The 11,739-nt window shown below is 69.5% G+C and carries 10 protein-coding genes; 4 read left to right on the plus strand and 6 right to left on the minus strand.

Annotated features, from left to right (window positions below; all coding sequences use genetic code 11):
- From AC1PME_RS17295 to AC1PME_RS17305, 3 genes are all read left to right on the plus strand, one after another.
- Positions 1-300 carry a type II toxin-antitoxin system RelE/ParE family toxin gene (locus AC1PME_RS17295; protein ID WP_481096523.1) on the plus strand — a complete coding sequence of 100 codons (300 nt, stop codon included), beginning with the start codon at positions 1-3 and terminating at the stop codon, positions 298-300.
- Positions 284-2,626 carry an EcoAI/FtnUII family type I restriction enzme subunit R gene (hsdR, locus tag AC1PME_RS17300; RefSeq protein ID WP_481096524.1) on the plus strand — a complete coding sequence of 781 codons (2,343 nt, stop codon included), beginning with the start codon at positions 284-286 and terminating at the stop codon, positions 2,624-2,626. Before AC1PME_RS17295 ends, hsdR begins: the two co-directional genes overlap by 17 nt.
- Positions 2,627-2,932: 306 nt before the next feature.
- Positions 2,933-3,700: an energy transducer TonB gene (locus tag AC1PME_RS17305; RefSeq protein ID WP_481096525.1), complete on the plus strand. Its 768-nt coding sequence runs from the start codon at positions 2,933-2,935 to the stop codon at positions 3,698-3,700.
- A 102-nt stretch (positions 3,701-3,802) separates the two neighbouring features.
- Here AC1PME_RS17305 and AC1PME_RS17310 read toward each other — a convergent pair whose 3' ends face one another.
- Both AC1PME_RS17310 and AC1PME_RS17315 read right to left on the minus strand, forming a co-directional pair.
- A complete protein-coding gene (locus AC1PME_RS17310) occupies positions 3,803-4,957 on the minus strand; it encodes a cytochrome-c peroxidase (RefSeq protein ID WP_481096526.1) in 1,155 nt (384 codons plus the stop codon).
- A gap of 71 nt (positions 4,958-5,028) precedes the next feature.
- Positions 5,029-5,223: a hypothetical protein gene (locus tag AC1PME_RS17315; protein WP_481096527.1), complete on the minus strand. Its 195-nt coding sequence runs from the start codon at positions 5,221-5,223 to the stop codon at positions 5,029-5,031.
- A 272-nt stretch (positions 5,224-5,495) separates the two neighbouring features.
- On the opposite strand from AC1PME_RS17315, the gene AC1PME_RS17320 reads away from it, so the two are divergent.
- Positions 5,496-5,633: a hypothetical protein gene (locus AC1PME_RS17320; protein ID WP_481096528.1), complete on the plus strand. Its 138-nt coding sequence runs from the start codon at positions 5,496-5,498 to the stop codon at positions 5,631-5,633.
- A 345-nt stretch (positions 5,634-5,978) separates the two neighbouring features.
- Here the strand turns inward: AC1PME_RS17320 and AC1PME_RS17325 are convergent, their stop codons facing one another.
- The 4 genes from AC1PME_RS17325 to AC1PME_RS17340 all read right to left on the minus strand — a co-directional run bounded on the left by AC1PME_RS17325 (position 5,979) and on the right by AC1PME_RS17340 (position 11,428).
- Positions 5,979-6,761 (minus strand): TorF family putative porin, encoded by a 783-nt coding sequence (locus tag AC1PME_RS17325; RefSeq protein WP_481096529.1) that lies wholly within the window; start codon positions 6,759-6,761, stop codon positions 5,979-5,981.
- Positions 6,758-9,283, minus strand: a complete 2,526-nt coding sequence (locus AC1PME_RS17330; RefSeq protein WP_481096530.1) for a methyl-accepting chemotaxis protein — start codon at positions 9,281-9,283, stop codon at positions 6,758-6,760. The genes AC1PME_RS17325 and AC1PME_RS17330 overlap by 4 nt, the downstream gene beginning before the upstream one ends.
- A 473-nt stretch (positions 9,284-9,756) precedes the next feature.
- The gene (locus AC1PME_RS17335) at positions 9,757-10,314 is read right to left on the minus strand and encodes a DUF3228 family protein (protein ID WP_254459090.1); all 558 of its coding nucleotides are present in this window, start codon (positions 10,312-10,314) and stop codon (positions 9,757-9,759) included.
- 193 nt (positions 10,315-10,507) lie between these two features.
- Positions 10,508-11,428: a M14 family metallopeptidase gene (locus tag AC1PME_RS17340; protein ID WP_481096531.1), complete on the minus strand. Its 921-nt coding sequence runs from the start codon at positions 11,426-11,428 to the stop codon at positions 10,508-10,510.
- Positions 11,429-11,739 lie beyond the last annotated feature (311 nt).

An 11,739-nucleotide genomic window follows, 5' to 3' on the forward strand; every position in this document is an offset into this window, starting at 1 on the left:
ATGGCGCGCGTCGAGTTCCTGCCCTCTGTCAACGAGGAACTGCGGCGCATCATCAGCCCTCTGGAACAGCACCAAGCCGAACACGTCCATCCGTGTCTTGGCGAGATCGTCAGCGCATCTAACGCACTCACGGACAGTCCACTGATCGGGCGTCTGACACGCAGAGATCTGCGTGAACTGGTCATTGGCCGAGGCGCTAGCGGATACATTGCGCTCTACCTGTATGTGACCGCGCTGGATACCGTCTTTGTCCTGGCGATCCGCGCACAACGCGAGGCGGGCTATGCACGCGACACGTGAAACCGAGGCAGACACGCGCGCCAACCGCATCGACCCGGTGCTGCGTGATGCGGGCTGGGGCGTGGTAGATGGCGCGCAGGTTCATCGCGAACTGATCTGCCCAGGCCGTATCCTCGGCGGTGGCCAGCGCGGCACTGCGCTGTTGGCGGATTACGTGCTGAGTTACCGCGGCCGCAAACTGGCTGTAATCGAAGCCAAGCGCGCCGGGCTGGGCCATACCACGGGCGCCGGTCAGGCCAAGGACTATGCGGAGCGGCTGCAGGCACGGTTTGCCTATGCCACCAACGGAATCGGCTGGTATCGCATCGACATGCGCAGCGGCGTAGAAGGCGACATCGCCCTGCCATTCCCGACGCCGGAACAACTCTGGTTACACTGCTTTCCAGACGGCAACGACTGGCGCGAGCGCTTCGGCGCGGTGCCGTTCGAGACCGGCAGCGGCAAGTGGCAACCGCGCTATTACCAGCACAACGCAATCACCGCGGTGCTGGAGGCGATGGCAAGGGACCGCAACCGCATTCTGCTGACCCTGGCCACCGGCACTGGCAAAACATCCATTGCGTTTCAGATCGCCTGGAAGTTGTTCCATGCCAAATGGAACCTGAGCCGCGATCCGGTGCGCCGCCCGCGGATCCTGTTCCTGGCCGACCGCAACATCTTGGCCGACCAAGCCTTCAACGCATTCAGCGCTTTCCCACCGGATGCACTGTGTCGGATCCGGCCGGAAAAGATTCGCAGGAAAGGCGGCATTCCTCGCAATGCCAGCGTGTTCTTCACCATTTTCCAGACCTTCATGACCGGCGGTGGCGATGCGGAAGACGAGTCCGCAGCTGCTCAGTTCACCTTCGAAGGCTACGAACCGGACTTCTTCGACTTCATCGTCATCGACGAGTGTCACCGCGGCGGTGCGCGTGACGAAAGCACCTGGCGCGCGATCCTAGAGTACTTTAAGCCAGCCGTGCAGTTGGGCCTGACCGCGACCCCCAAACGGGATGTCAATGGCGATACCTATGCCTACTTCGGCGAGCCGGTCTACACGTATGCACTGAAACAAGGCATCAGCGACGGCTTCTTGACGCCGTTCAAGGTGCGGCAGATGGCCTCGACCCTGGACGAATACACCTATTCGGAGGGCGATGTGGTGCTGGAAGGCGAGTTGGAGCGCGGCCGCGTCTACACCGAAGCCGATTTTAACACCCGGCTGGTGATCGACCAGCGCGAGCGCAGCCGCGTGCAGGAGTTCATGGACCAGATCGACCAACGGCAGAAGACGTTGGTGTTCTGCGCCACCCAGGAGCACGCTGCGCGGGTACGAAACTTCATTAACCAGATCAAGGACACCCCCGACCCGCACTACTGCGAGCGAGTGACTGCCGAGGACGGTGAACTGGGCGAGCGCCACCTGCGCGAGTTCCAGGACAACGAGAAGACCCTGCCGACCATCCTGACCACGTCGCAGAAGCTTTCCACAGGCGTGGACGCACTGAACATCCGCAACATCGTGCTGCTACGCCCGGTCAAATCGATGATCGAGTTCAAGCAGATCATCGGGCGCGGCACGCGCACGTTCGAAGGCAAGGACTACTTCACCATCTACGACTTTGTGAAGGCCTATGCGCACTTCAACGATCCGGCGTGGGATGGCGAGCCGCTGCCGCCGGATGATTCGTCCGAGCCACACGAACCACGGCCGCCACGCGAGAAAGCGCCTGGCGCGCATGGTGATCGTGTCAGCGAACCCGAGCCGCACAAGCGGGTCGTGGTCAAGCTCTCCGATGGCCGCGAACGCAGCATCCACTACATTGCCGCGACCACGTATTGGTCCAACGACGGCAGGATGATCACCGCTCAGGAGTTCATGCAGCAACTCTTCGGCGACCTCAATGCGTTGGTGAAGGATGAAGACCAACTGCGCGCCATCTGGAGCGATCCGGACCGGCGCGAAGCCTTTCTGCAACGCCTCACGGATCTGGGTTACGACAGCGAGCGTCTGGACGACATGCAGCGCCTGATCGATGCGCCGCACAGCGACATCTTCGACGTACTGGCCTACGTGCGGTTCACCCTCGCCCCCCTATCCCGGATGCAGAGGGTACAGTCCGCCATGTCCACCGGCCTTGGTGGATACGAGCGTGAGATGCGTTCGTTCCTGGAGTACGTGCTGGGCAACTACGCGCGCAATGGGACCGGAGAGCTGGCCAGTAGTAAGATCGGCGATGTTTTGCGGATTCGCTACGGCGGTGTCAATGACGCCAAGCGGATACTTGGCAGCGTTGCGGACATTCGCAGTGCATTCGTGGGAATCCAGGCGCACTTGTTCCGCTGATCCACGGACACATGAAGCGCCAGCGGCGCGATCATGGTCATCGTCATCAGTTGGCGTCGGCCTCCCCAACACGCCACGCTGCGCCGATCGCTCGCGATCCGGCAACACGCCTTCATCGCCGTCCTCCATCTCCAGCGCGTTGCGCAATAGGGTGATCGGTGTCAACGGCAGCGCGTTCTGCCCCGCACGGCCGCCCCCACTGCCCTCACCAAGCCGACCGATGCGCAGGCAACCCTCTCGCCCGCCTGCACCGCATCCGCACCTGCGCTATCATTGGATGATAATCATTCGCATTAATCCGCAGACATGGCGTTCGCCGCGGCCACCGTCCCTTCCCGCTCGACCTGGCGCCACGAGGCCCTGCCGCGTGCGCTCGCGGCCGGCATCGCCATCGGCGCGCATCTGGCGCTGGCGTGGCTGCTGTTCGGCATCGCCACGGCGCCACCGCCGTTGCCGCCGCCCCAGGAATCGGTGCGGATGCGCCTGACCCTGCTGCCGCCTGCGGCGCCGCCGATGCCGGTGGCGCCGAAGGAGGCGCCACAACCGCGCCCGGAACACGCGGCGACGCGGCAGGCGCGGCGACCGCCGGCCGTGCAGCCCCCGCCGGTGCAGCGCCCCACCGCGCGCCCATTGCCGGCATCGCCGCCACTGCCGCAGCCCGCGGCCGATGCGCTGGCGCACCACCCCGGCACCGATCCCAGCGCCGCCACTGCCGATGCGCCGCAGGCGGCGGAGGCGGCGGCGCCGTCCTCGCCGCCGCTGCCGCCGGCAGCGCAGGCGGCCGGCAGCAGCGACCCGAACTGGGAAGGCAAGGTACTGGCGCGGCTGCACCAGTTCCGCCGCTACCCGCGGCAGGCGCGCAATCGCCGCCAGGAGGGCGTGGCCTACGTGCGTGCGCGGCTCGACCGGCAAGGCCGCGTGCTGTCGGCGACGATCCGCCACGGTAGCGGCTACGCCCTGCTCGACCAGGAGGCCCTGCAGACCTTCCTGCGCGCGCAGCCGCTGCCGCGCGCGCCGGACACGCTGCCGGACCCGGTCGAAGTCGACGTTCCGGTCGAATTCTTCCTGCGCTGAGCCGGCGCCGGTGCTGGCGCGCGGCAGAGCGGCCGCTGCAGGCTCCGGCGCAGCGCGTGCCCGCGCCCCGCTCGCGCGTGCGCAGTCCGGGCGCAGCGGCGCCTACAAGGTATCCAGGAACGCGGTGATCGCCTCCAGCTCGCTCCGGTGCAGGTCCAGCGGTTGCAGCAGCGGGTCCGGCTGCGGAAACAGCGGGTCGCCCAGCTGCGCCGGCCTGGGCTTGGGCCGCGGCATGCCGACGTTGTACAGGTTGACGATGCCGCGCAAGTCGGCGAACCCGCCGTTGTGCATCCACGGCCCGGTCTTGCCGACGCCGCGCAGCGAGGGCGTGCGGAACTTGCCGCTGTCGGCGGGATCGCCGGTGACCTCGTAGCGGCCCAGGTCCTGCCGCGCGCGGCCGTAGAAATGCAGGCCCAGGTTGTGGAAACCGTTGTCGGTCAGCGCCGGCCCGCTGTGGCAGTTCATGCAGCGCGCGTGGGTGCGGAACAGATGCAGCCCCCACACCTGCTGGTCGCTGAGCAGGTCGCGCCGCCCCTCCAGGAAGCGGTCGAAGCGGTTGGCGCGCGGGACCAGGCTGCGCTGGTACGCCGCCAGCGCCTGCGCGAGCCGCGGCGCGTCGATGCGCCGCGTCCCGAACACGCGCTGGAACTGCGCCGGGTAGTCCGCACTGCGGTTCAGCCGCCGCAACAGCGCGGCGATGTCGAAATCCATTTCCTTGCGATCGACGATGGGATGCAGCGCCTGCTCTTCCAGGGTGCGCGCGCGTCCGTCCCAGAACAGCGGCTGCGCATAGGCCGCCATCGCCACGCTCATCGCGTTGCGCCGCCCGCGCTGGCGGGCGTTGCCGAACGGCACGCTGCGGCCGTCGCCCCAGCCCAGTTCGCGGTCGTGGCAACTGGCGCAGGCGATCTGCCCGGAGCGCGACAGGCGCGGGTCCTCGAACAGCAGGCGGCCCAAGGCGATCTTGTCCGGCGTGCCGGGATTGTCCGGCGGCTCCGGGGCCCTCGCCGGCAGCGGCGCCAGTTCGCTCCACTGCGCACCGTCGGCCACCTGCGGTGCCGGCCACTGCGCGATGGGCTGGGCATACACCCGGCGCAGGCAGGCATAGTCGATCGTCGCTGCGCTCGCCGCGATGCGGCTACGGCAGTACGCCAACGCCGCATCGGCCTCCGCTGCGGCGGCCGCCGGCGCCGGCGGGACCGCCTGCGGCGCTGCCGCCAGGCCGGCCAGCAGCAGCGCAAGGCGGTACCGCCGCACGCGCCTGCACCGGCCGCGCGCCGCTCCCTGCGACGCATCGGCCGGCGCCCGCTCATGTACGCACTCGCGCATCAGAAGCGGTAACCGGCTTCCAGCCAATAGCTGCGCCCGGCTTCGTAGTAGGCGGAACTGCCGGCGCCGACGATGGGGTTGGCCCGGTTGAGCACGTTCATCGCCTCCACCCGCGCGTAGACCTGTTGCGCGCGCGGCAGCTCGACGCTGTATTCCAGGGTGGTATCGAGGCTGAAGGAGCGCGGATAGACCACGTCGGCATAGACGTCGAGGGTCTGTCCCTGGTAGTCGGCGCTGCCGCGCTGCAGGATGTTGCGGAAGCCGGCGCGGTAGCGCAGGAAATTGCTCCACAGCAGTTCGCCGGGCCCCAGCGCAAGCCGCGTCTGCGTGGACAGGCGTGCGTTCCACCGGCGCGCGAAGTCGGTGGCCGGCAGGTCGTACAGCCACGTCGGCTGTCCCTTGCCAGGTCGGCGGCGACGTCGCGGCAGCCCAGGCGCCCGGCGAGCCAGCGCTGCAGCCAGGGCTGATGATCACGGTAGAGCTGACCGAGCGAATCCCGATGGAGAAGCATGCGACCCCCGAGCGAAGCGGCGTGGGGCCGCTTCGACGCGCGTGGCTCGCCCCTGAACAAAAGAAAACGATTCTTATTTACTTTGGCGACTGACGTCAATGCTTGGCGGCGGTTGCCCTGCCCTGCCCTGCCCGGCGCGGCCAGCGTGCCTGCCGCGCGACCGCGTCGACGTGGCGGCGGCGCGACTGCCCAAGCGCTCCGCGGAGTGCGATGGCCTCGGCTGCCCGTCCCCTGCCAGCGCCCCGCTTCCGCCCCGTGTCCGGCGCATCGAGGCGCGGCCACCAGTTCGCCTCGCGCGCGCGGAACGCCCCGCTACGACGGCGGGCGGCGCGGTCTGCTGCCGGTCGCTTCCATGCGCAACGCATGGCGCAGATGGCGACCGCACCACGCTTCAGCACCACCTGCGCGCGTTGCTGGCGGCGAAGGGCGCCGCGTCCGCTACAGCGTGAAACTGCGCTTGATCGTGAACACCCAGGCGCCGTCGATCGGATTGGACACATGCACCCGGCCGTCGCCGTCGGCCACGCCGGTGGTGTAGCGGCGGTACACCCCGGCGCTGTTCCAGGCGCGCGCGTAGCTCAGCGCGAACTCGGTGCCGCGCCAGGTGCGGCTCAGGCCCAGGCGCGCATCGGTCCAGCCGTAGTCGGCGAAATGGCGCACGTGCTGGTGGCCGGCATGCACGCTCGCCTGCCAGTCCGGTGCCAGCGGCAGCGTGGCGTCCAATGCCAGGTAGCCGGAGCCGCGCGAATGCCGGCCCTGGCCGACGCCCAGCGTGGCGCTGTTGTAGCCGAAATAGTCGCGGGTCCAGGTGCTGGCGTAGGACAACTCCAGCGTGCGCCAGCGCCCGGCGACGATCGCCTCGCCGTAGTCGTAGCGGGTGCCGCTGGCGCTCATGCGCGCGCCGGGATAGGCGTAGTGGTAGACCCCGGCGCGCCAGCCCCAGTCGCCGCGGCTGGCCGCGTAGCCGGCGTACACGTCCCACTCCAGGTGCCCGCCTTCGATGAAGTACGGGCTCACCCCCGACGCCCAGGTGCCGGCGAACCAACCGCTGTCGCTGGCCACGTCCAGCCCGCCCTGCAGCACCGGCCGGCCCCAGCTCTGCTCGAACCCGCGCGAGACGTAGTTCGAGGTCGCCGCCAGATTGGCGCTGGCGGTCCCGGCCCAGGCCGGTGCGGCGCTGCCCAGCGCCACAGCCAGCGCTACCGTACGCGCCGGCCTCACGACACCAGTTCCAGCCGCGCCCGGCCCGACGCGGGCGCGGCGAGCTTGAACAGCGCCACCGCGCGTTGCAGTTCCTCGGCCTGATCCTCCATCGCCCGCGCCGCCGCGGTGGCCTCCTCGACCAGCGCGGCGTTCTGCTGGGTCACCTCGTCCATCTGCACGATGGTCTTGCCCACCTGTTCGATGCCGGCGCTCTGTTCCTGCGAGGCGGCGGCGATCTCGCGCATGATGTCGGTGACCCGGCGCACGCTGGCCACCACCTCGCGCATGGTGTCGCCGGCGCCGTTGACCAGCGCGGTGCCGTCGTCGATCTTGCCGACCGAGGCATCGATCAGGCCCTTGATCTCGTGCGCGGCGGTCGCCGAGCGCTGCGCCAGCGCGCGCACCTCGCTCGCCACCACCGCGAAGCCGCGGCCCTGCTCGCCGGCGCGCGCCGCCTCCACCGCGGCATTGAGCGCCAGGATGTTGGTCTGGAAGGCGATGCCGTCGATCACGCCGATGATCTCGGCCATCTTCTTCGACGCGTCGGAAATCCCGGACATGGTCTCCACCACCTGCTCGACCACCGAACCGCCGCGCGAGGCCACGTCGGCGGTGTCCTGGGCCAGGCGGTTGGCCTGGTGCGCATGCTCGGCGTTCTGCTTCACCGTGGCGGTCAGTTCCTCCATCGAGGCCGCGGTCTCTTCCAGATTGGCCGCCTGCTGCTCGGTGCGGCGCGACAGGTCGTCGTTGCCGGCGGCGATCTCGCTGGCGGCGGTGTTGATCGCGGTGGTGGCCTGCTGGATGCGGCCGACGATGCCGGTCAGCTGCTCCACGGTGGCATTGGCGTCGTCGCGCATCTGCGCGAACACGCCATGGAACTCGCCGTGCATGCGCGCGGTGAGATCGCCCTGGGCCACGGCGCGCAACAGCGCCGACAGGGCCGAGAGGTTGCCTTCGGTCAGCTCCATCAGGCCGTTCAGCCCGACCACCATGCCGCGGAAGTCGTACTGGAAGCGCTCGGCGTCGCCGCGCCGGGAGAAATCGCCCGAGGCCGCGGCCTGCGCCAGTTCGGTGATGGCCTGGTTGATCGCCTGCAGGCTGCGCTTGGTCGTGCGCATCGCCTCGGTGATCGCCGCCTTTTCGCCCGGCAGCGGTTCCATGTCCACCTGCATGTTGCCGATCGCGTACTGCGCCATCACCTCGACCAGGCGCCGCTGCACGTCCACGTGCGCGGCGACCAGCGCGTTGGTGCCGTGGACCATGCGCCCGTACTCGCCGGGGAAGCGCGCGGCGTCCATCCGGTAGCTCATCTCGCCGGCGTCGTGGCGCTGCGCCATCTCCGCCTGCGCCTGCATCACCGCCTGCAGCTGCGCCTGCATGCTGCCCATCGCGTCCAGCAACTGGCCCAGTTCGTCGTCGCGGCGGTGCCGGACCTGGCTGTCCAGGCGCCCGGCGGCCACCGCGGAGGACACCCGCACCGCCTCGGCCAGCGGGTCGAGCACCTGCCGGCGCAGCAGCAGGTACAGCGCGCCGCTCAGCAACAGCGCCGAAAGCAGGCCGACCGCGGCGATGGTCCACAACAGCGCGCGCGCCTTGGCCATCACCAGTGCGTACGGCACCGAGATGCCCAGCGCGAACGCCTGCGGCGCATCGCCGATCTTCAGCGGCACGAACACGCTCAGCGCGTCCTCGCCGTCGCTGCGGCGATGGTCGAACACCACCTGGCCCTTGGCCACGCGCGCCAGCATGTCCTTCGACCAGGCGTCGTTGCGGGTCTTGCCGACCTGCTGCGGATCGCGGCTGGCCATCACCACGCCCCGCGGCGACAGCAGACTGGCATAGCCCTCGCCCATCGGCCGCAGCGCGGCGATGCGCCGCTGCAGGGTATCGAGGGTGAAGTCGACGGTGACCACGCCCAGGAAACGGCCGTTCTCCAGGATCGGCGTGGCCAGCGTGGTCATCAGCGTGTCCTTGCCGGCCACCGGGTAGTAGTACGGCTCGATCACCACCGGCTTGTGCGTGTTGCGCGCCAGCAGGTACCAGTCGCCGTCGCCGGGCTTCTCGTAGTCGCGCAGCGCCTCGCGGACCAGCGTGCCGTTCTGCCGCGACCACCAGGTCATGTAGCGGCCGGTGGCGTCGTGGCCCTCGGCGCCGACAAAGCCTTTGTCGTTGCCGTCGAACGCGTCCGGCTCCCACATGGTGCTGATGCCCAGCCACTGCGGATGCGCGTCGAGCTGGCTGCGCAACACCGCCGTGGCGGTGTCACGCGACAGGCCGCCGGCGCCGTGCTGCACGCGGAAGCTGTTGGCCAGCGCCTCGCTGGCGTCGAAGGCCACGCCGATCTCGCGCGACACGCGCTGCGCTTCCAGTTGCGCCAGGTTCTCGATGCTGGTGCGCGAGGTCGACAGCAGCGCGTCGCTGCTGCGCCAGTAGATGATCATCGCGGTCAGGCCGAAGCAGGCCAGCGCGAGCAGGCCGGTACCCAGCATCAGGCGTTTGGCGACGCTGCCGCGACGGCGATGCGGCGAGGGAGTAGACATGACGACTTCCTTGGCAGGGGGAGGGATACGGTCTTGGGGCCACACGCCGCGCCGTCTCCGTCGCCGATGGCCCGCCAGGGACGCCTTCCCCACCGGGCCACGACGCGCCGCCGGACATCGCGTCCGGGTGCTGCTGCATGCGCCCCACCCTCTGGCTATCGTCCCGCCATCCGCAAACTTGATGGCCGCTCCGCGCCAAGCCGATGAATGGGCAGAGGTTCCCGGTGAAAACGCGCGGTAGCGCGCAGTTCCCTGCTGCACGTTTGCGCTGGTGAACAGCCGGGTGCACGGGTGCAACGCGGCTTACCGACAGCAGCACAGCAGCAACGGGGAACGGATGACGACGGCTGCGTAGGTGCGTGGCCGAGCGCCAGGCGCTCACGCCCGTGCGCAGTAAGGGCAGCTGCGCGCGGCGCGTACGCAACGCGCTGTGCGGCCGGCAAGGCAGCGCGCGCGGACGGCGCGCGCAGCGCTTACGGACGCCAGTTGGCGTTGTGTTCCCAGAACGCCACGCTGCGCCGATAGGCGTCGCGATCCAGCGGTACGCCCGAGCCGCCCTCCTCCACGCCCAGCGCATTGCGCAGCATGGTGATCGGCGCCATCGGAATCTCCTGCGGCTCGGCGGTGTACAGGCAACCGACCACGCCCCAGTCGGCCTCGATCGGCGCGCCCTCGTGCGCGAGTTGCGCGCGGCTGTAGAGGATCGGCAGCAGGTACTCGGCCACCGGCGGCTCGACGCCCTCGAACCAGCGCACCAGCACCGGCAACTCCTCGCGGCTGCGCGCCTCGTAGCCGGAACGCAGCAGGCGCCGGTTGGCGTCGGTGATCGGCACGGTCAGGCAGCGCGTCGAGGTCCAGTTGCGGTGCACGTGCAGCTTGCAGAACGGCGCGTAGCCGTCCAGCACCTGCAGCGGCGCATGCGCGTTGAGGTGCTGCTCGAACTGCTCCGGCGTGCAATCCTGGATCGCATTGCGGCGGCCATCGCGCGGGAACAGGCGGGTGCGGGCGAACGGCGTGAGGACGATGGACATGGCGTCGTGGCGAACGAGGGCGCACCAGCGTAGCGCGCGGCAGGGCCAGTGCCCACCGCTGCCACCGTCGCCGCGCCGGCAAACCCCGGTGTTCGGAAACCCCACGTAGCAGCGGCTTCAGCCGCGACAGGCGCTATCGGTAACGCCCTGCGTGGCTGAAGCCGCTCCTACAGGGCATGCAGCCGGATTGCGGCTACGGATGCGCCAGGGCGTAGTCGATCGCCGCGCGCACCGCCGCCACCTGTGCGGCGTTGCACTGCTGCGGCGTGGCGCTGGCGCTGTCCGGGTAGACCTCGGTGGTGGTGGTGTAGCGCGCGTCGGTGATGCCCGCGCACAGCCCCAGCCGCTTCACCGGATAGTTGATGACCCCCGGCGCCGCCAGCGGCGTGCCGATGAGTTCGCCGGCGGCGTCGGCCGGGGCGATATGGGTGACCTGCGCCACCGCGGCCAGCACCGCCTGCTGGAACGCCGGCTGCGGATTGTCGCTGTCGCCGACCAGGTAGAAGCCGTCGGGAATGCCGCCGGGCGCGTAGGCGACGCCATCGCGCGCGGCCAGCGCCGGGCGGAACTCGGACTCGTCGCTGTCGGTGGTCTCGTGCAGGTCGATGTGCATGCGCACCCGATCGCGCAGCGGCGCGACCAGGCGCAGCAGCGCCGCCGACTCCTGCGCCGGGCTGTCGGCGCGGAACGAACGGTTGGGATCCAACGCATCGGCGTTCCAGCGGTGGATGCGCTCGTACGCCCAGGGACTCACGCACGGCGCCACCAGCACGTTGGCGCGGCCGGCGTAGTCCTCGGCATGCTGCTGTGCGAACTGCAACGCGCCGTGCACGCCGCTGGTCTCGTAGCCGTGCACGCCGCCGGTGACCAGCATGCACGGCAGCGTATCGTCCCAGCCGCGGCTGCGCAGCGCCAGCAGCGGATAGCGCGCCTGCGCGTACGCCAGTTCGCCGTACTCGACCACCTCCCATGGCCCGCGCAGGCGCTCGATGGCCGCGACCACCTCGTCCTGGTAGCTGCGCCGGCGCGGCTGCGTGGCCAGCCAGGCCGCCTTCTCGGCGGCGCCCCAGGGCACGCCGGGGGTTCCGATCGGATAGAAGGCTGCACTGGTCATGGGGCGGCTCCGCGTCGACAGGTGAGGGCGGCGACTGTAGCAAAGCGCACCGGCGGCGACGCCGCATACAACGGAAACCCGGCATCGGTAACGCACCCGCGCGGAAGCGGATGCCGATCCCGCTTTCGCGCGCTGTCGCCATGAATACGTATGTAGCGCGCGCATGTTGCGCCGCGATGCGCGCTTAGCATCCTCCCGCCGCACGCCAGCCGCGCGGCGACCTCACGCCCCTGTCCTGCAGGCGCCGTGCCTGTGCCCACGCAACAAGGAGATCGAACGATGCGCGTCCCATCCGCTGCAAATCGTCTGCT

It is taken from the genome of Xanthomonas sp. NCPPB 901, assembly GCF_056725085.1.